This window comes from Streptomyces sp. NPDC051133, from assembly GCF_040682635.1.
In the GTDB taxonomy this organism is placed as follows: domain Bacteria; phylum Actinomycetota; class Actinomycetes; order Streptomycetales; family Streptomycetaceae; genus Streptomyces.
On record NZ_JBFBBK010000076.1, the window covers coordinates 1 to 20217 of the forward strand.

Sequence of the window (20217 nt, forward strand, 5' to 3'; positions counted from 1 at the left end):
TGGTGAGGATCCGGTACAGCCACGCCTTGAGGTTGGTGCCCTCACGGAACTGGTGGAAGGACGCGTAGGCCTTGGCGTACGTCTCCTGCACCAGGCCGCTCGTTCCACCATCAGCCACCCCGGCTCTGCGGTCCGACCGGCCCCCGCACCACAGACCCGGCCGCACCTTGACAAGACCACAGGGGAAACAGACCGCTCACAGTTCACCCAGCTCGGCCGCGTACGGCGGCTCGGCCCCCGCCCGCGAGCAGGTGATCGCCGCCGCCCGGGCCGCGAAGCGCAGCAGCCGTGTCCAGCCCTGCGTCCCCAGGGCGGCGAGCGCTTCCGCGGACAGCGCGTCCCGGACGGCCAGCCCGTGCAGCAAGGCGGCGTTCACGGTGTCACCGGCCCCGATGGTGTCCACGACGTCGACCTTCTCACCCGGCACGGAGTACTCCGCGCCGTCCCGGGTGAACACGGTCAGGCCGTCGCCGCCCCGTGTGACCACGACCGCCGCCGGTCCCGCGGCCAGCCACTCGCGCGGGGTGCCGCCCAGCCACGCCGCGTCCTCCGCGGAGAGCTTCAGCAGTGTCACCGAGGGCAGCCAGCTCTTGAAACGCGCCCGGTAGGCGTCCGCGTCCGGAATCAGTCCCGCCCGGACATTGGGATCGAGCGCGGTGAACAGCCCCTGCCCGGCGGCCCTGCGCATCAGGTCCTCGTACGCGCTCGCCCCAGGTTCCAGGACGAGCGAGCAGGTCCCGAAGGACACCGCACGCGTGCCGGAGGGGAGTGCCGCGGGGGCGGTGAACAGACGATCGGCCGTGCCGTCGACGTAGAAGGAGTAGGCGGCCGAGCCCACGGCGTCGATCGTGGCCACCGCGAGGGTCGTCGGCTCCGGCCCGCGCTGTACGGCCGATACGTCGACTCCGGCCTGCCGCAGCCCGTCGAGCAGAGCCTCGCCGAACGCGTCGTGCGACGTCCGGGAGCAGAAGGCGGTGGGGGAGCCGAGCCGGCCGAGGGCGACGGCGGTGTTGTACGGGCCGCCGCCGAGCGCCGGCTTCAGGGCCGCGAGGGCACCGGGGCCCTGCGGTACCAGGTCGATCAGTGCCTCACCGGCGACGACGATCACGAAGTGGTTCCCTTCTCGGACAGCGTGGATGGTCCGGTTCGCCCGGCCGCTTCGGGCGTGGCCGGCTCCTCCGGGCACCCGCAGGACGTGCGGTGGACGAACGTGCACGGCAGTCGCACCGTGCGGGCCGTCCGGTCGGGCTCGGACAGCCGCTCCAGCAGGACCCGGACGGCTTGGGCGCCCAGCTCCCGGCTGGGCTGGGCGACGGCGGTGAGCCGGGGCGAGAACAGGTCGGCCCAGGCGAAGTCGTCGAAGCAGCACAGGGCGATGTCGTCCGGCACGGCGAGGCCTCGCCGGCGAAGGGCGCGCAGGGCGCCGATGGTCATCGCGTTGTTGGCGGTGACGAGGGCCGTCGGCGGATCGGGCAGGCCGAGCAGCGCGGCCGTGGCCTGCTCGGCGCCGGCGGACTCGGAGTTGCCGGACACGAGGAGACAGTCGTCGTGCGCCAGCCCGGCGGCGGCGAGGCCGTCCCGGTACCCGCGGATCCGCTCGGCGGTGGTGCTGAGGCCGGGCAGCCCCGCGACCAGACCGATCCGGCGGTGTCCCAGCCCGGCGAGATGGGTGACGAGCCGGGCCGTCGGCTCGGTGCCCTCGGCGCAGACGTGGTCGAAGCACGGCACGCCCGCGGCGAGGGCGGCGCCCGCCGCACCGCCGACCCGCGCGGGGTCGTCCGGCCCTGGCCCCTCCCCTCCGAGCGCGTGGATCACGCGGTCCGCGTCGATCACGCGGTCCAGGAACACCGTCGGTACGGCGTGCCGGCGCAGGTAACCGACCAGGTCCTGCGGGGAGGCGGAGGGAGCGACGATCATGCCGTCCACCCGGCGCTCGTGCAGGATCTGTACGACCTTGCGTTCATGCACCGGGTCGTCGTGCGGGTCGGCGATGAGCAGGCTGTAGCCCGCTTCCAGGGCGGCGGCCTCCACGCCCTGGAGGATCTCCGTGAAGTACGGGTTGCTGATCGCCGAGACCGCGAGCCCGATGGAGCGGGTCCGGGAGGTCACCAGGGAGCGGGCCAGGGTGTTGGGCGTGTAGCCGAGAGCGTCAATGGCGTCCAGCACGGCCTGACGGGTGTGGGGCAGCACCGGACGCGTGCCGTTGAGGACGTGGGAGACGGTCGCCACGGAGACCCCGGCGCTCCGGGCCACGTCCGCCATGGTGGGCATCGCGCCCCCTTCCTGCCCTGGGCAAGTCAAGTCTTCCGGCCCGGAAGGTACTCCATCCGACCGTCGCACGTAAACGCTTACGCAATCGTCTACGAGAAGGTCAACCCGCTCCTTCTCCCCTCTCCTCGCCTGCCGCCTGCCGCCTGCCGCCTGTCGCTCCTGCCCTCTGCCCTGGCCCCCGCCCCAGACCCGCCCCCTCTGCCCGGGTATCGTCGGCCCGCACACCCCTTGACCCGTGGAGTTCCAGATGCCCGCCCGACCGTCCGCGAGCCGTCGTACCGTCCTTCGAGGAGCCGCCGTGGCCCCGGTCGCCGGGCTCGGCCTGGCGGCGTGCGCGGCTCCGGGCGGGAGTGGTTCGGCGGCGGCCACCCCGACCGCGCCGGTCGACCTCGGCGCCGAGAGCGAGGTCGCGAAGGGCGGCGCCAAGCTGTACCGGGACCACAACGTGGTGGTCAGCCGCGACGGGAGCGGCGAGCTGAAGGCGTACAGCACGATCTGCACGCACGCGGGGTGCCCCATCAACAAGCTGCAGGGGACGACCCTGATCTGCCCCTGCCACGGCAGTCAGTTCGACGCCGTGACGGGCAAGGTGGTCCAGTCGCCGGCCACCGAGCCGCTGGCGGAGCTGCCGGTGAAGGCCGAGCACGGCAGGATCGTCGCGGGCCCGGGAGCCTGATCGCGGGGCCGCCGGGCACCGTGGGGCCCGCGTCCCCAGCCCATCCGCCTCACTCTCGGATCCGGGACCGGCTCACTCCCAGTCCCAGGCGATGCCGACGATGCCGGGGCGGATGCGTGGCTCGACCACGTGGACGCAGTGGTGCGGGCCGGTGACGTGCAGGTCCTGCCGTCCGGCGCGCGGGGCCGCCGCCGAGTGCTGGGTGAAACGGTGGCAGCGCACCGGGAGCGCGGCCGCGGCGAACCGCACCTGAAGGGCGTACTGGCCGCCGGGGGAGTCGAAGGGGCGCAGGTACTCGCCGCAGGGCCCGGCCGTGCCGTCCTCGACGCCGTACCGGAAGAGGAAGGTGTCGCCGGAGCGCAGCCGGGTGCCGAACAGCAGCTCCGTCACCAGCACGCCGGTGTCCTGGTCCCAGCGGACCCGTCCCGTGCGGCAGTTCTCCAGGGCCCGCACCCGCATGTCGCGGGGGCTGCAGCCGGGGTCGCCGTGGTGCACGGCGAGGAAGCGGTCGACGCCGTCGTGGTGGGCCCGCACGATGTGGTGGGCCTCGCGGCCCGCCAGCTCGCGCCGGGCGCCGATCCGGACGCATTCGTGGTGGCCCAGCGTGTGCAGTCCGCCGTCGAGAGGTAGGTCCAGCTCGGTCCGGAGCCGGTCCAGGACGTCCGAGGCCTCGATGAGGGAGCGGTAGGAGCGGCCCGCCGGGCGGCCGGCCCGCGCCCGTACGTCGGCCTCCGCGAGCAGGCGGATCAGCGACTCGTCCGGGAGCCGGAGTATCTCCTCCAGGGCCCGGACGGCCCGCAGCGACTCCGGGCGCTGCGGGCGGCGGGCGCCCTGCTGCCAGTAACTGAGGCTGGTCACGCCGACCTTGACCCCGTGGCGGGACAGATGGTGCTGGACGCGCTGGAGCGGCAGGCCGCGTGCGGCGATCGCGGCGCGCAGCGCCACATGGAAGGGGCCGCCCCGCAGAATCGTGTCCAGTTCCGTGCTGGGGACGTCCGCGTGCTCTGTGGCATGCAGCATGCCGAGGGGCCTCTCTGTGAAGTGTCACTACGGCTGGTCAGACCGTTGTGCGGGGGCGCGGGGCCACCCCGGTGGGCGCCGTGGACGCCCGTGACCGTGCACGCCGCGCCCGTCCGTGCGGATGCACGGCCCCGAGTTCCCCCGCATTGAAGCGTGTTGACCAGACACCGACAACACCATCGACCGGCCTTCTGCCGTACCTGGCCGAGCCGCGCCCCTCCGCGGGGGCCGCCGCCCTCTCCCGGGGACCCCGTCGGCCGACGTCGCACGGCTCATCCGGCGCTGGACCGTACGCCTCGTCGGACGCCCGACGGCACGCGGCGGGCACCGAGCGGCACGGGCATGGGCACCGGGCGGCACGGGCGCGGGCACCGCCACGGGCCCGACGCGGTGTCGGTGGTCGCCAGTAGGGTGTGAGACATGGCCGACCCCTCCAGCTACCGCCCCAGGCCGGGTGAGATCCCGGACTCTCCGGGGGTGTACAGGTTCCGTGACGAGCACCGCCGGGTGATCTACGTCGGAAAGGCGAAGAGCCTGCGTCAGCGCCTGGCGAACTACTTCCAGGACCTGGCGAACCTGCACCCGCGCACCCGGACGATGGTCACCACCGCCGCGTCCGTGGAGTGGACCGTGGTGTCCACGGAGGTCGAGGCGCTGCAGCTGGAGTACTCCTGGATCAAGGAGTACGACCCCCGGTTCAACGTCAAGTACCGCGACGACAAGAGCTACCCGTACCTCGCGGTGACGATGAACGAGGAGTTCCCGCGCGTGCAGGTGATGCGCGGTCACAAGAAGAAGGGCGTCCGGTACTTCGGGCCGTACGCGCACGCGTGGGCCATCCGTGACACCGTCGACCTGCTGCTGCGGGTCTTCCCGGTGCGCACCTGCTCGGCCGGCGTGTTCAAGAACGCCTCCCGCACCGGCCGCCCCTGCCTGCTCGGCTACATCGGCAAGTGTTCCGCCCCCTGCGTCGGGCGGATCGGTCCCGAGGACCACCGGGAGCTGGCCGAGGAGTTCTGCGACTTCATGGCCGGCCGCACCGGCACCTACCTCCGCCGTCTGGAGAAGCAGATGATGGAGGCGGCCGACGAGATGGAGTACGAGCGGGCCGCCCGGCTGCGCGACGACATCGGGGCGCTGAAGAAGGCCATGGAGAAGAACGCGGTCGTGCTCGCCGACGCGACCGACGCCGACCTGATCGCCGTCGCCGAGGACGAGCTGGAGGCGGCCGTGCAGATCTTCCACGTGCGCGGCGGCCGGGTGCGCGGCCAGCGCGGCTGGGTGACCGACAAGGTCGAGGAGGTCACCACCGACGCCTTGGTGGAGCACGCCCTGCAGCAGCTGTACGGCGAGGAGACCGGGGACGCCGTCCCCAAGGAGGTGCTGGTCCCTGCGCTGCCCGAGCCGGTCGAGCCGGTCCAGGACTGGCTGACCGGCCGGCGCGGGGCCAACGTGTCCCTGCGTATCCCGCAGCGCGGCGACAAGAAGGCGCTGATGGAGACCGTGCAGCGCAACGCCCTGCAGGCCCTGGCCCTGCACAAGACCAAGCGGGCCTCCGACCTGACCACGCGCTCGCGTGCGCTGGAGGAGATCGCGGACGCCCTCGACCTGGACAGCGCCCCGCTGCGGATCGAGTGCTACGACATCTCGCACCTCCAGGGGGACGACGTGGTCGCCTCCATGGTGGTCTTCGAGGACGGCCTGCAGCGCAAGAGCGAGTACCGCCGCTTCCAGATCAAGAGTTTCGCCGGCCAGGACGACGTCCGCTCCATGCACGAGGTGATCACCCGCCGCTTCAGGCGGTACCTCGCCGAGAAGGAGAAGACGGGCGAGTGGACCGACGGCGCCGGCGCGGAGGAGGCGCCTGCCGACGGAGAGGGCGCGCTGCCCGACGGCGAGGGCACCCTGACCGGCACCGAGGAGATCACGAACTCCCTCAAGGACGACGACGGGCGTCCCAGGAAGTTCGCCTATCCGCCGCAGCTCGTCGTGGTCGACGGCGGTCAGCCGCAGGTCGCGGCGGCCCGGCGGGCCCTGGACGAGCTGGGCATCGACGACATCGCCGTGTGCGGTCTCGCCAAGCGCCTGGAGGAGGTCTGGGTGCCCGGCGAGGACGACCCGGTGGTCCTGCCCCGTACCAGCGAGGGTCTCTATCTGCTCCAGCGTGTCCGTGACGAGGCCCACCGCTTCGCGATCACCTACCAGCGCACCAAGCGTGCCAAGCGCTTCCGCTCCAGCCCCCTGGACGACGTCCCCGGCCTCGGCGAGACCCGCAAACAGGCGCTCATCAAGCATTTCGGCTCGGTGAAGAAGCTGCGGTCCGCCACAATCGAGCAGATCCAGGAGGTGCCCGGGATAGGCCGCAAGACGGCCGAGACGATCGCCGTGGCCCTCGCCCGGGTGGCCCCGGCCGCACCCGCCGTGAACACGGCGACCGGAGAGATCATTGATGACGAGGAACCCGACACGACGGGGGGTTCCTCGGGGGAGCCCGTGACCGCGGGCCTCCCGGACGAACGACGGGGGCAGGAGACATGACGGAGCACGAGGCACAGTCCGCGGCGGAGCGAGATCGCGCGCACGAGGAGACGGGCCGGAAGCAGCCGCTGAAGCCGGCCGAGGGGCAGCCCGCGGCCGAGGCGGAGCCGCAGCACGCGGTCCAGGAAAACGGAGAACAGGTGAGCACGGACGTCACACCGGCCGGCGGCCCGGAAGCGGCCATCCCCGAGCTGGTGATCATCTCCGGTATGTCCGGAGCGGGCCGGTCGACGGCGGCCAAGTGTCTGGAGGACCTCGGCTGGTTCGTCGTGGACAACCTCCCGCCCGCCCTCATCCCCACCATGGTGGAGCTGGGCGCCCGCTCGCAGGGCAACGTGGCGCGGATCGCGGTCGTCGTGGACGTGCGTGGTCGGCGCTTCTTCGACAACCTGCGCGAGTCCCTCGCGGACCTGGAGGCGAAGCACGTCACCCGGCGGATCGTCTTCCTGGAGTCCTCCGACGAGGCACTGGTGCGCCGTTTCGAGTCGGTGCGCCGCCCGCACCCCCTCCAGGGTGACGGCCGCATCGTGGACGGCATCGCCGCCGAGCGGGAGCTGCTGCGCGAGCTGCGCGGCGACGCCGACCTGGTGATCGACACCTCCAGCCTCAACGTGCACGAGCTGCGCGCCAAGATGGACGCCCAGTTCGCCGGCGAGGAGGAGCCCGAGCTGCGGGCCACCGTGATGTCCTTCGGCTTCAAGTACGGCCTGCCGGTCGACGCGGATCTGGTCGCGGACATGCGGTTCCTGCCCAACCCGCACTGGGTCCCGGAGCTGCGCCCGTACACGGGGCTCAACGAGGAGGTCGCCGCCTATGTCTTCAACCAGCCCGGCGCCAAGGAGTTCCTCGACCGGTACGCCGAACTGCTCCGGCTCATCGCGGCCGGCTACCGGCGCGAGGGCAAGCGCTATGTGACCATCGCCATCGGCTGTACCGGCGGCAAGCACCGCTCGGTCGCGATGTCGGAGAAGCTCGCCGCGCGCCTCGCGGCCGAGGGCGTGGAGACGGTGGTCGTACACCGGGACATGGGACGGGAATGACGCAACGTACACCGCGGCTGAGCAGGCTGCGCCGGATGGTGCCCGAGTCGCGCGCCGGCCGCCCGGTCGAGGCCCGCGGGGCCCGGCCGCGCCGGCGTGGCGCGCAGCCCAAGGTGGTCGCGCTCGGCGGCGGCATGGGCCTGTCCGCCTCGCTCGCCGCGCTGCGCCGGATCACCGGTGACCTCACCGCCGTCGTCACCGTGGCCGACGACGGCGGCTCCAGCGGCCGGCTCCGTGACGAGCTGGGCGTGCTGCCGCCCGGTGACCTGCGCAAGGCGCTGGCCGCGCTGTGCGGCGACGACGACTGGGGCCAGACCTGGGCCCGGGTCATCCAGCACCGCTTCCACTCCAAGGGCGACCTGCACGACCACGCGGTCGGCAACCTGCTGATCGTCGCCCTGTGGGAGCAGCTCGGCGACCATGTGCAGGCCCTGGACCTGGTCGGCAAGCTGCTCGGCGCGCACGGGCGCGTGCTGCCCATGTCGGCCGTGCCGCTGGAGCTGCAGGCCCTGGTCAAGGGGCACGACCCGGAGCGTCCCGAGGAGGTGGACACCGTGCGGGGGCAGGCGACCGTCGCCCTCACGCCCGGTGAGGTGCAGTCGGTGCATCTCGTGCCCCACGACCCGCCCGCGGTCCCGGAGGCGGTCGAGGCGGTGCTGGACGCGGACTGGGTGGTGCTCGGCCCCGGTTCCTGGTTCTCCTCGGTGATCCCGCACCTGCTCGTCCCCCAGCTGCTGGACGCGCTCACCGAGACCAAGGCGCGCAAGGTCCTGTCCCTGAACCTCGCCCCGCAGCCCGGAGAAACCGAGGGCTTCTCACCGCAGCGTCATTTGGAGGTTTTGGGGCGACACGCCCCTAAACTCGCCCTGGACGTGGTGCTGGCCGACGAGGCCGCCGTGCCCGACCGCGACTCGCTCACCGAGGCCGCCAAGCGGCTGGGAGCCGCGGTCGAGCTGGCGCCGGTGGCCCGGACCGACGGTTCTCCCCGGCATGACCCGGAGCTGTTGGCCGCCGCGTACGACCGTATTTTTCGGATGCATGGAAGGATCGGCCCATGGCGATGACGGCAGCGGTGAAGGACGAGATCTCTCGGCTCCCCGTCACCCGGACCTGCTGCAGGAAGGCGGAGGTCTCCGCCATTCTGCGGTTCGCCGGCGGCCTTCACCTGGTGAGCGGGCGCATCGTGATCGAGGCGGAGCTGGACACCGCGATGGCGGCGCGCCGGCTCAAGCGGGACATCCTGGAGATCTTCGGGCACAGCTCCGAGCTGATCGTGATGGCGCCGGGCGGGCTGCGCCGCGGTTCGCGGTACGTCGTCCGGGTCGTCGCGGGCGGTGACCAGCTGGCCCGGCAGACGGGCCTGGTGGACGGCCGGGGCCGGCCGATCCGCGGGCTGCCCCCGCAGGTGGTCTCCGGGGCCACCTGCGACGCGGAGGCGGCCTGGCGCGGAGCCTTCCTGGCGCACGGCTCGCTGACCGAGCCGGGCCGTTCCTCCTCGCTGGAGGTGACCTGCCCGGGGCCGGAGGCCGCGCTCGCGCTGGTCGGTGCCGCGCGCCGGCTGTCGATCGCCGCCAAGGCGCGTGAGGTGCGCGGCGTGGACCGCGTGGTCGTCCGTGACGGTGACGCGATCGGCGCCCTGCTCACCCGGCTCGGTGCGCACGAGTCGGTGCTGGCCTGGGAGGAGCGCCGGATGCGCCGCGAGGTGCGGGCCACGGCCAACCGGCTCGCCAACTTCGACGACGCCAACCTGCGCCGCTCGGCCCGTGCCGCGGTGGCCGCGGGCGCCCGGGTGCAGCGGGCGCTGGAGATCCTGGCCGACGAGGTGCCGGAGCATTTGGCCGCCGCCGGGCGCCTGCGCATGGAGCACAAGCAGGCCTCCCTGGAGGAGCTGGGTGCGCTCGCCGATCCGCCGCTGACCAAGGACGCGGTCGCGGGCCGGATCCGCCGCCTGCTGGCCATGGCCGACAAGCGCGCCGCCGACCTGGGCATCCCGGGCACGGAGGCCAATCTGTCGGAGGAGCTGGCGGACAACCTGGCCGGCTGAGTCCACGTCAACACGCCGGTGCCGGGGCCCATGTGGGGCCTCGGCACCGGCATTCGCGTATCCGCCGAACCCCCGTTTGTATGGCCATGAGGCGCTCTTGACTCGATCATGAAGTGACATGAGCCTGGCAACCGGTTCGCCGCTGTGGCGGACCACCGCTAGGGGGGTTCATGAGACACAGAGCGAGATCGATCCTCGCTGTCGGCGCGCTCCTGCTCGGCGGAGCGAGCCTCGTACCCGTAGCCCAGGCGCAGAGCGCGAGCCCGGCGGCGTCCGGCCCGGACGCGATCAAAGTCTTCCGCGCCGACGTCACCCGGAAGCAGATACCCCTGCTCCTCGAAGCCGGACAGGACGGCCAGGAACTCGACCAGCAGGTCGCGGCGGGCGGCAAGGCCCAGGTCGAGGTCTACCTCACCGACCGGCAGGCCGCGAAGCTCCGCGAACAGGGCGTCGGCCTCACCGAGCACACGGTCCCGGCCAAGGCGGAGGCGCGCGCCGAGAAGGCGTCCCAGGGCGTGTTCCGCCCCTACAGCGGAAGCGGCGGGCTCAAGGAGGAGATCCTCCGGACCGCCCAGGCCAACCCGGGCCTGACGAAGGTCGAGTCCATCGGGAAGACGGTGGACGGCCAGGACATCCTCGCGCTCAGACTGACCAGGAACGCGAAGAGGACGAAGGACGGCTCCAAGCCGTCGGTGCTGTACATGTCCAACCAGCACGCGCGCGAATGGATCACGCCGGAGATGACCCGGCGTCTGATGCACTACTACCTGGACCACTACCGGACCGACCGGCGCGTCAAGAAGATCGTCGACTCGACCGAGCTGTGGTTCGTCCTCTCCGCCAACCCCGACGGCTACGACTACACGTTCAAGAACCCCTCGACCCGCCTGTGGCGCAAGAACCTGCGGGACGTCAACGGCGACGGCGTCATCGGCACCGGCGACGGCGTCGACCTCAACCGCAACTTCCCCTACAAGTGGGGCTACGACGACGAGGGTTCGTCCCCCAACCCCACCAGCGACACCTACCGCGGCGCGAGCCCCGGGTCCGAGCCCGAGACCAAGGCGCTCGACGGCTTCGAGAAGCGCATCGGCTTCACGTACGCCATCAACTACCACTCCGCCGCCGAACTCCTCCTCTACGGCGTCGGCTGGCAGGTGGCCACCCCCACCCCGGACGACGTGCTCTACAAGGCGCTCGCCGGAACCCCGGACAACCCGGCGATCCCGGGCTACCGTTCGCAGCTCTCCTCGGAGCTGTACACCACCAACGGCGAGGCGGACGGCCACGCGTCGAACGTCAACGGCACGGCGATGTTCACCCCGGAGATGTCGACCTGTCAGACCGCGTCGGCCGTCGATCCGGACGACGCCTGGAAGCCCGAGGACTGCCGGTCGGTCTTCAACTTCCCCGATGACGAGAAGCTGATCCAGCAGGAGTTCGTCAAGAACGTCCCCTTCGCGCTCTCCGTCGCCGAGACCGCCGTCCACCCCGACCGGCCGGCCTCCTCGGTCGGCATGAGCGCGGCCGACTTCACCCCGGCCGCGTTCTCCACGTCGTACGCGCGCGGAGCGGACCAGGAGGTCTCGGTCGTCGTCCGCAAGGCGGTCCGCGACAAGGAGCTCAAGTACCGGGTGAACGGCGGCCGCACGCTCGACCAGGCGCTGAAGCCCTGGAAGGGCGGCGCGGCCTACGGCGGTGAGGACGACCTCTACTTCGGCTCCTACCGGGCCAAGGTGCAGGACGGCGGGCCGGGCGACAAGGTCGAGGTGTGGTTCACCGGCGAGACGAGCGGCGGCAAGAAGGTCTCCAGCTCGCACTTCACCTACACGGTCGCCGACCGGCCGAAGGCGGACACCCTCGTGGTCGCCGAGGAGGGTGCGCCGGCCGCGCAGGCGCAGAAGTACGCCGACGCGGTCAGGGCGGCCGGACACCGCGCGATCGTCTGGGACGTGGCCACCCAGGGCGTCCCGGACGCGCTGGGCGTGCTCAAGCACTTCCGGACGGTCGTGCACTACTCGGGCACGAACGGCCCCGGCAACCCCGTCCAGCTCCAGCTGCGCGCCTACCTCAACGAGGGCGGCAGGCTGATCGAGGCCGGCGAGCTGGCCGGCGGCAGCGTCGACCTGGGCGACGGCACCCCGTCCGACGACTTCAGCCAGTACTACCTGGGCGCCTACAGCCGAACGTCGACCGGCGGCGCCACGGCGTTCACCGGCTCCGGTGCCCTCGACGGGGTCGCCGGCACCCTCGGCGACGCGCCCGGCAACCCGCTGGACCGGGCCGGCACCTACGGCGTCACCTCCGACGAGCTGCCGGTCGCCTCCTACCCGCAGTTCAGAAGCGCGGGCGCGGGCCGGTTCGCCGGGACCGTCAACCCCTACGGCCCGTACTCCGGCTCGTACATGGCCGCCGCGGTGCACACCGACGACGCCTACAAGCGCCTCACCCGCACCATCGACCTCACCGGTGTCACCGCCGCCGAGCAGCCGACCCTGACCGCCCGGCTGCTGTGGGACACCGAGCCGGGCTACGACCACGCCGTGGTCGAGGCACACGTCGTGGGCACCGACGACTGGACGACCCTGCCGGAGACCGGAGGCGCGACCCGGCAGGCCGTGCCGTCCGAGTGCGGGGCCGGGTTCCTGATCGGTGAGCACCCCTGGCTGAAGCACTATCTGACGCTCACCGGCACCACCTGCACCCCGAGCGGCACGAGCGGTGCCTGGAACAGCTTCACCGGCAGCTCCAACGGCTGGCGCCAGGTCGGCTTCGACCTCAGCGCCTACGCCGGGAGGTCCGTCGAGATCTCCCTCGCCTACGTCACCGACCCGGGCAGCGGCGGGCACGGCGTCCTCGTCGACGACGCCTCGCTCGTCGTCGGCGGCACGGCGAGGCAGACCGACGGCTTCGAGTCGTCCCTGGGCGCCTGGCACGTGGCCGGACCGCCCGAGGGCAGCCCGGCGGTGCTCAAGGACTGGGCGCGCACCGGGACCCTGTTCCAGACCTACGGAGCGGTCACGACCGACGACACCGTGCTGCTCGGATTCGGGCTCGAACAGGTGCCGTCGGCGGCCGATCGGGCGGCTCTGCTGAGGAAGGCGTTCGCCTCTCTCGACAGGTGAGCACAACCCCCTCTCAACAGTGCGCGAAAGGGGTACTCATCAAGTGAGCCGACCCGCTCACGAACGAGTGAAAACGGCGTCAAGAGCGCCCCGCGTTCCGTAATAAATACGGGTGAATCCACTGCCGATCCGGGACGGTCCGTACCCCTACTGACGGGTACGGACCGCCTGCCCATGTATGCGGCATCTCAATGTCACTTCGGGGCCCGCAGAGAGGTAGGGTCGGTGGTGGTCGGGGACATCCCAAATAGAGCTCGCCGGCACCGCATGGCCGGCGTACCAACGAGGAGATCGGTTCGTGACGATCCGCGTAGGCATCAACGGCTTCGGCCGCATCGGTCGTAACTACTTCCGCGCGCTGCTGGAGCAGGGTGCAGACATCGAGGTTGTGGCTGTCAACGACCTGGGTGACACCGCGACCACCGCTCACCTGCTGAAGTACGACACGATCCTGGGCCGCCTCAAGCAGGAGGTCTCCCACACGGCCGACACGATCACCGTCGACGGCCACACCATCAAGGTGCTCTCCGAGCGCAACCCCTCCGACATCCCGTGGGGCGAGCTGGGCGTCGACATCGTCATCGAGTCGACCGGCATCTTCACCAAGCGCGACGACGCCGCCAAGCACCTCGCCGGCGGCGCCAAGAAGGTCCTCATCTCGGCTCCGGCCAAGGACGAGGACATCACCATCGTCATGGGCGTCAACCAGGACAAGTACGACCCGGCGCAGCACAACGTCATCTCCAACGCCTCCTGCACCACCAACTGTGTGGCCCCGATGGCGAAGGTCCTCGACGAGAACTTCGGCATCGTCAAGGGTCTGATGACCACGGTGCACGCGTACACGAACGACCAGCGCATCCTCGACTTCCCGCACAAGGACCTGCGCCGCGCCCGTGCCGCCGCCGAGAACATCATCCCGACCACCACGGGTGCCGCCAAGGCCACCGCGCTGGTCCTGCCCCAGCTCAAGGGCAAGCTGGACGGCATCGCCATGCGCGTCCCGGTCCCGACCGGCTCGGTCACCGACCTCGTCCTCGAGCTCTCCCGCGAGGTCACCAAGGAAGAGATCAACGCCGCCTTCCAGAAGGCCGCGGAGGGCGAGCTGAAGGGTCTCCTCGAGTACACCGAGGACCCGATCGTCTCCTCCGACATCGTCAACTCCCCGGCGTCCTGCACGTTCGACTCCTCCCTGACCATGGTCCAGGAGGGCAAGAACGTGAAGGTCATCGGTTGGTACGACAACGAGTGGGGCTACTCCAACCGCCTCGTCGACCTCACGGTCTTCGTCGGCAACCAGCTCTGATCACCTGAGCGGACCCCGAAGTGAGAGCAGGGCTCGGGCAGCGCACCGCCGCGCTGTCCGGGCCCTGTCCCACGTACTGACCACGTCCTTTTACGATCAGGTGCACCACGAGCCTTCCCCAGGAGTCCACTCAATGAAGACGATCGACGAACTTCTCGCCGACGGCGTACGCGGCAAGCGGGTCTTCGTCCGTGCCGACCTCAACGTGCCGCTGTCCGGCGGGACCATCACCGACGACGGCCGCATCCGCGCCGTCCTGCCCACCGTCAAGGCCCTCACCGACGCGGGCGCCAAGGTGGTCGTCGCCTCGCACCTGGGCCGCCCCAAGGGCGCCCCGGACCCCGCCTTCTCCCTCGCTCCGGCCGCCTCCCGCCTGGGTGAACTCCTCGGCTCCGCCGTGGCCTTCGCGACCGACACCGTCGGCCCGTCGGCCACGGACACCGTCGCGGGCCTCACCGACGGCCACGTCGCCGTCCTGGAGAACCTCCGTTTCAACCCGGGCGAGACCGCCAAGGACGACGCCGAGCGCGGCGCGTTCGCCGACCGGCTGGCCGCCCTCGCCGACGTCTACGTGGGCGACGGCTTCGGTGCCGTGCACCGCAAGCACGCCTCGGTCTACGACCTCCCGGCCCGGCTGCCGCACTACGCCGGCTACCTCATCACCACCGAGGTCGGCGTCCTGAAGAAGCTCACCGAGGACGTCAAGCGCCCCTACGTGGTCGCGCTCGGCGGCGCCAAGGTCTCCGACAAGCTCGCCGTCATCGACCAGCTGCTCGGCAAGGCCGACCGGCTGCTCATCGGCGGCGGCATGGCCTACACCTTCCTCAAGGCCAAGGGCTACGAGGTCGGCATCTCCCTCCTGCAGGAGGACCAGGTCCCGGTCGTCAAGGAGTACATGGAGCGCGCCGAGAAGCAGGGCGTGGAACTGCTGCTCCCCGTCGACGTCGTGGTCTCCCGGGAGTTCCCGGACCTGAAGACCAAGGCTCCCACCGAGAACACCGTGGTCGACGCGGACAAGATCCCCGCCGACCAGGAGGGCCTGGACATCGGCCCGAAGACCCGAGAGCTCTACGCCTCGAAGCTCGCCGACGCCTCGACCGTCTTCTGGAACGGTCCCATGGGCGTCTTCGAGCACCCCGACTACGCCGAGGGCACCAAGGCGGTCGCCCAGGCACTCGTCGACTCGAACGGGTTCACCGTCGTCGGCGGCGGTGACTCCGCCGCGGCCGTGCGTACGCTCGGCTTCGACGAGAACGCATTCGGCCACATCTCGACCGGTGGCGGCGCCTCCCTCGAATACCTCGAGGGCAAGACGCTCCCCGGCCTCGCCGCACTGGAGGACTGACCCTTGGCAGCATCGATTTCTTCTGGCCGCACGCCGATCATGGCGGGCAACTGGAAGATGAACCTCAACCACCTCGAGGCCATCGCGCACGTCCAGAAGCTCGCCTTCGCCCTGGCCGACAAGGACTACGAGGCCGTCGAGGTCGCCGTCCTGCCCCCCTTCACCGACCTGCGGTCCGTGCAGACCCTGGTCGACGGTGACAAGCTCAAGATCAAGTACGGCGCCCAGGACATCTCGAAGCACGACTCCGGCGCCTACACCGGCGAGATCTCCGGCCCCATGCTGGCCAAGCTGAAGTGCACGTACGTGGTCATCGGCCACTCCGAGCGCCGCCAGTACCACGCCGAGACCGACGAGATCGTCAACGCCAAGGTCAAGGCCGCCTACAAGCACGGCATCACCCCGATCCTGTGCGTCGGCGAGGAGTTGGACGTCCGCGAGGCGGGCAACCACGTCGCCCACACCCTCGCCCAGGTCGAGGGCGGTCTGAAGGACCTCCCGGCCGAGCAGGCCGAGACCGTCGTGATCGCCTACGAGCCCGTCTGGGCCATCGGCACCGGCAAGGTCTGCGGCGCCGGGGACGCCCAGGAGGTCTGCGCCGCGATCCGCGCCAAGATCGCCGAGCTGTACTCGCAGGAGCTGGCCGACCAGGTCCGCATCCAGTACGGCGGCTCCGTGAAGTCGGGCAACGTCGCCGAGATCATGGCGCAGGCCGACATCGACGGCGCCCTGGTCGGCGGCGCCTCGCTGGACGCCGACGAGTTCGTCAAGATCGTGCGCTTCCGCGATCAGTGACGGACGCAGTGAGTAGGCGGTAGCGGCGATACGTCGTACCCTTGCGGGGGCACAGCCGAGATGCTGTGCCCCCGCAGTCCATCCGAATCCGAGGAAGTTGGTCCAGCCGTGGTTTTGGGGTTCTCGATCGCCCTGATCGTCTTCAGCCTGCTGCTGATGCTGCTGGTGCTGATGCACAAGGGGAAGGGCGGCGGCCTCTCCGACATGTTCGGTGGCGGCATGCAGTCCTCCGTCGGCGGCTCCTCGGTCGCCGAGCGCAACCTGGACCGGATCACCATCGTGATCGGCGTGCTGTGGTTCGCGTGCATCATCGTTCTCGGCATGCTGATGAAGTCGAACGGCTGACATCGCACAGCTGCCGGTGCACCGCACACACATCACGCATATTCGGTACGTAAGGCCCCATGTTCGGTACGCGCTCCTGAGCGCGGCCTATCATGGGGCTTGCGTCTACGTGTGGGGTCTGTAACTCCTCTCACTGGACGCGCGTTGGGCCTTACGTAGACTGAGGCGCTCGCGGCGAAGCGAAACGCCGACTCGCTTCGCGGCACCATCACGCAGGGAGTTACGACCGTGGCAAGTGGCAACGCGATCCGGGGAAGCCGGGTCGGGGCGGGGCCGATGGGCGAGGCCGAGCGCGGCGAGTCCGCGCCGCGTCTGCGCATCTCCTTCTGGTGCTCCAACGGGCACGAGACGCAGCCGAGCTTCGCCAGCGACGCACAGGTTCCCGACACCTGGGACTGCCCGCGCTGCGGCTTCCCGGCCGGCCAGGACCGGGACAACCCGCCGGACCCGCCGCGCACCGAGCCGTACAAGACGCACCTCGCGTACGTCCGTGAGCGGCGCAGCGACGCGGACGGCGAGGCGATCCTCGCCGAGGCGCTCGCCAAACTGCGGGGCGAGATCTAGGAGTTGAGACCGGCCGGGAGCCTGCGGGCGCCCGGCCGGAGCCGTCTCGCACCCTCGCGGACGGCCCCGTTGTCAGTGGCACCCCCTACGGTTCTTCACGTGACGCGATGTGCGTGACGGCGCGAACCGGAAGGGGAGTTGTGACGGGGGTCGGGAGGGGGCCGGTGTGTGCTCCCGCGTGGCGCGGGGGCTTCGGAAGGCTGTGGGGCGCCGCCGTGGTGTCCAGCTTCGGAGACGCGCTGCGTACGGCCGCGCTGCCGCTGCTCGCCGCCTCGCTGACCGGCCGGCCGCTGCTCATCGCCACGGTCACCGCGTGCGGCTATCTGCCCTGGATCGTCTTCGGGCTGCTCGGCGGCGCGGTCGCCGACCGGGTGGACCAGCGGCGCGCGATGTGGACCGTGGACGCGGTGCGCGGTCTGCTCGTGGCCTCCTTCGCGGTCGCCGTCACCCTGGGCCACGCCTCGATCGCGCTGCTCATCGTGCTGGCCTTCACCCTGACCACCCTGCAGACGCTGTTCGACAACGCCGCCACGGCCCTGCTGCCGGCCCTGGTGGACCGGGACGCCCTCGGCAGCGCCAACGCCCGGCTGATGAGCGGGCAGAAGATCGCGGGCGGCCTGCTGGGCGCGGCGGCCGTGCCGGTGCTGATCGCCGCGGGTGCGGCCGTCCCGTTCGCGGCCGACGCCGGCACCTTCCTCGTGGCCGCGGCGCTCGTCGCCTCCCTGCGGGCGGCCGTGCCGGAGCACGCGCCGAGAGCGAAGGGCAGCACCCTGCGCGGGGAGATCGCCGCCGGACTTCGCGCCCTGGGGCGCGACCGGGCCCTGCGCGGCCTGTGCGCGGCCACGGCGCTGTGCAACGTCGGCATGGGCGCGCTGATCGCCACCCTGGTGGTCCTGGTGACCGGCCGGCTGGACGCGGGCACCACGGGATACGCGGCGGCGACGACCGCGTACACCGTCGGCGGCCTGGCCGGGGGAGTGCTGAACCGGCGGGTCACGGCCCGGCTCGGCCCCCTGCGGACCGTGCTGCTCGCCGGCACCGTGCAGATCGGGGCGCTCCTCGTCATGGGCACCGTGCCCAGCCTGACCGCTCTGGTGGCCGCCCTCGCCGTCTTCGGCTGCATGGGCATGCTGTGGAACGTGAACACGACGACGCTGATGCAGGCCCGCACCCCCGTCGGACTGCTCGGCCGGGTCGGCTCCGCCTTCCGCACCCTGGCCGTCGCCGGGGCCCCGCTCGGCGCCCTGCTCGGCGGCGTCGTGGCGACGGCCTGGGGCCCGGGCGCCCCGCCCCTGTTCACGGCCGCCTTCTTCGTCCTGTCGGTCGTCGCGCTGATACCGCTTCGCCACCCGGACGTACCTGTTGTTGCGCCGGATGACGATGTCATGACGGCTCGTGCCGTGCGCTGATCAATTAGGTTGGGACAGGCAGCGGGACAGGTACCGAAAGAAGGCTGAAGTCGGATATGAACGCAGACGGCCGTACCAGGCTCAACCAGAGGCCCGAGTGGACCGCTCTCGCCAAGCACCGCGAGGAACTGGCCGACACCCACCTCAGGGAACTGTTCGCCGCCGACCCCGAGCGCGCCGCGGGGTACACGCTCCAGGTCGGCGACCTGCACATCGACTACTCGAAGCACCTGGTCACCGAGGAGACGCTGCGGCTGCTGCGCGAGCTCGCGGCGGCGACGGACGTGTTCGGGCTGCGGGACGCCATGTTCCGCGGCGAGAAGATCAACGTCACCGAGGACCGGGCCGTGCTGCACACCGCGCTGCGCGCCCCGCGGGACGCGGTGATCGAGGTCGACGGCGAGAACGTCGTCCCGGCCGTGCACGCCGTCCTCGACAAGATGGCGGACTTCGCCGGCCGCGTCCGCTCCGGTGAGTGGACCGGCCACACCGGCAAGCGCATCAGGAACGTGATCAACGTCGGCATCGGCGGCTCCGACCTGGGCCCCGCGATGGCCTACGAGGTACTGCGCAGCTTCACCGACCGCGACCTGACGGTCCGTTTCGTGTCCAACGTGGACGGCGCCGACCTGCACGAGGCCACCCGCGACCTGGACCCGGCCGAGACGCTGTTCATCATCGCCTCCAAGACCTTCACCACCATCGAGACGATCACCAACGCGACGTCGGCGCGCCAGTGGCTGCTGGACGCCCTCGGTGACCGGTCCGCGGTGGCCAAGCACTTCGTGGCGCTGTCCACGAACGCCGGGAAGGTCACCGAGTTCGGCATCGACCCGGACAACATGTTCGAGTTCTGGGACTGGGTCGGCGGCCGCTACTCGTACGACTCCGCGATCGGCCTGTCCCTGATGATCGCCATCGGCCCGGACCGCTTCCGTGAGATGCTCGACGGCTTCCGGACCGTCGACGACCACTTCCGCACCGCCCCCGCCGAGGCCAACGCGCCGCTGCTGCTGGGCCTGCTGGGCATCTGGTACGGCAACTTCCACGACGCCCAGTCGCACGCCGTCCTGCCCTACAGCCACTACCTGTCGAAGTTCACCGCCTATCTGCAGCAGCTGGACATGGAGTCCAACGGCAAGCACGTGGCGCGGGACGGCAAGCAGGTCGACTGGCAGACCGGGCCGATCGTGTGGGGTACTCCGGGGACCAACGGGCAGCACGCCTACTACCAGTTGATCCACCAGGGCACCAAGCTGATCCCGGCGGACTTCATCGGTTTCGCCGAGCCGGTGGCCGAGCTGAGCGGTGAGCTCAAGGCCCAGCACGATCTGTTGATGGCCAACTTCTTCGCGCAGACGCAGGCCCTCGCCTTCGGCAAGACCGCGCAGGAGGTACGCGCGGAGGGCGTGCCGGAGGAACTGGTCGCGCACAAGACCTTCCACGGCAACCGCCCGACCACGACGGTCCTGGCGAGGGAACTCACCCCCTCCGTCCTCGGCCAGCTGATCGCCCTCTACGAGCACAAGGTGTTCGTGCAGGGCGCGGTCTGGAACATCGACTCCTTCGACCAGTGGGGCGTCGAACTCGGCAAGGTCCTCGCCAAGCGCGTGGAACCCGCCCTCACCGAGGGCGCGGAGGTGCCCGGCCTGGACGCCTCCACGCAGGCACTGGTCGCCAAGTACCGGGAGCTGCGCGGCCGCAGCTGAGCCCCCCGCCGTCGGCCCGCCCGCTGCGGG

The 20217-nt window shown here is 71.1% G+C and carries 16 protein-coding genes and 1 pseudogene; 13 read left to right on the top strand and 4 right to left on the bottom strand.

Going from position 1 to position 20217, the window contains the following annotated elements; genetic code table 11:
• The 3 genes and pseudogenes from AB0N17_RS41635 to AB0N17_RS41645 all read right to left on the bottom strand — a co-directional run.
• Positions 1-94: pseudogene (locus tag AB0N17_RS41635) on the bottom strand (sigma factor); the annotation flags it as partial.
• A 102-nt stretch (positions 95-196) separates the two neighbouring features.
• Positions 197-1108 (bottom strand): carbohydrate kinase, encoded by a 912-nt coding sequence (locus AB0N17_RS41640; protein WP_366016891.1) that lies wholly within the window; start codon positions 1106-1108, stop codon positions 197-199.
• Positions 1105-2271, bottom strand: a complete 1167-nt coding sequence (locus AB0N17_RS41645; protein WP_366016892.1) for a LacI family DNA-binding transcriptional regulator — start codon at positions 2269-2271, stop codon at positions 1105-1107. The genes AB0N17_RS41640 and AB0N17_RS41645 overlap by 4 nt, the downstream gene beginning before the upstream one ends.
• A 247-nt stretch (positions 2272-2518) precedes the next feature.
• On the opposite strand from AB0N17_RS41645, the gene AB0N17_RS41650 reads away from it, so the two are divergent.
• A complete protein-coding gene (locus AB0N17_RS41650) occupies positions 2519-2947 on the top strand; it encodes a Rieske (2Fe-2S) protein (RefSeq protein WP_366016893.1) in 429 nt (142 codons plus the stop codon).
• 72 nt (positions 2948-3019) lie between these two features.
• Here AB0N17_RS41650 and AB0N17_RS41655 read toward each other — a convergent pair whose 3' ends face one another.
• Complete coding sequence (locus AB0N17_RS41655; protein ID WP_366016894.1) at positions 3020-3967, bottom strand: hypothetical protein; 948 nt, start codon at positions 3965-3967, stop codon at positions 3020-3022.
• A gap of 420 nt (positions 3968-4387) precedes the next feature.
• Between AB0N17_RS41655 and uvrC the strand changes: the two genes are divergently transcribed.
• The 12 genes from uvrC (at position 4388) to pgi (ending at position 20187) form a co-directional block, all read left to right on the top strand.
• Positions 4388-6505, top strand: a complete 2118-nt coding sequence (uvrC, locus tag AB0N17_RS41660) for an excinuclease ABC subunit UvrC (RefSeq protein ID WP_366016895.1) — start codon at positions 4388-4390, stop codon at positions 6503-6505.
• Positions 6502-7545 (top strand): RNase adapter RapZ, encoded by a 1044-nt coding sequence (gene rapZ / locus AB0N17_RS41665; RefSeq protein ID WP_366016896.1) that lies wholly within the window; start codon positions 6502-6504, stop codon positions 7543-7545. Before uvrC ends, rapZ begins: the two co-directional genes overlap by 4 nt.
• Entirely contained in the window at positions 7542-8609 is a 1068-nt protein-coding gene (gene yvcK / locus AB0N17_RS41670) for a uridine diphosphate-N-acetylglucosamine-binding protein YvcK (protein WP_366016897.1), read from the top strand. Before rapZ ends, yvcK begins: the two co-directional genes overlap by 4 nt.
• Entirely contained in the window at positions 8600-9589 is a 990-nt protein-coding gene (gene whiA, locus AB0N17_RS41675) for a DNA-binding protein WhiA (protein WP_030752871.1), read from the top strand. The genes yvcK and whiA overlap by 10 nt, the downstream gene beginning before the upstream one ends.
• Before the next feature lie 170 nt (positions 9590-9759).
• Positions 9760-12714: a M14 family zinc carboxypeptidase gene (locus AB0N17_RS41680; protein ID WP_366016898.1), complete on the top strand. Its 2955-nt coding sequence runs from the start codon at positions 9760-9762 to the stop codon at positions 12712-12714.
• A 298-nt stretch (positions 12715-13012) separates the two neighbouring features.
• Positions 13013-14020 carry a type I glyceraldehyde-3-phosphate dehydrogenase gene (gap, locus tag AB0N17_RS41685; RefSeq protein WP_366016899.1) on the top strand — a complete coding sequence of 336 codons (1008 nt, stop codon included), beginning with the start codon at positions 13013-13015 and terminating at the stop codon, positions 14018-14020.
• Positions 14021-14153: 133 nt separating this feature from the next.
• Positions 14154-15365, top strand: a complete 1212-nt coding sequence (locus AB0N17_RS41690) for a phosphoglycerate kinase (RefSeq protein ID WP_366016900.1) — start codon at positions 14154-14156, stop codon at positions 15363-15365.
• 39 nt (positions 15366-15404) lie between these two features.
• On the top strand, positions 15405-16160 hold the full coding sequence (gene tpiA, locus AB0N17_RS41695; protein WP_366016909.1) for a triose-phosphate isomerase: 756 nt from the start codon (positions 15405-15407) through the stop codon (positions 16158-16160).
• 108 nt (positions 16161-16268) lie between these two features.
• Positions 16269-16505: a preprotein translocase subunit SecG gene (secG, locus tag AB0N17_RS41700; protein WP_078992486.1), complete on the top strand. Its 237-nt coding sequence runs from the start codon at positions 16269-16271 to the stop codon at positions 16503-16505.
• A gap of 228 nt (positions 16506-16733) precedes the next feature.
• Positions 16734-17069 carry an RNA polymerase-binding protein RbpA gene (locus AB0N17_RS41705; RefSeq protein ID WP_003957010.1) on the top strand — a complete coding sequence of 112 codons (336 nt, stop codon included), beginning with the start codon at positions 16734-16736 and terminating at the stop codon, positions 17067-17069.
• A gap of 107 nt (positions 17070-17176) precedes the next feature.
• Positions 17177-18478: an MFS transporter gene (locus AB0N17_RS41710; protein WP_366016901.1), complete on the top strand. Its 1302-nt coding sequence runs from the start codon at positions 17177-17179 to the stop codon at positions 18476-18478.
• A 56-nt stretch (positions 18479-18534) separates the two neighbouring features.
• On the top strand, positions 18535-20187 hold the full coding sequence (gene pgi, locus AB0N17_RS41715; protein WP_366016902.1) for a glucose-6-phosphate isomerase: 1653 nt from the start codon (positions 18535-18537) through the stop codon (positions 20185-20187).
• Positions 20188-20217 lie beyond the last annotated feature (30 nt).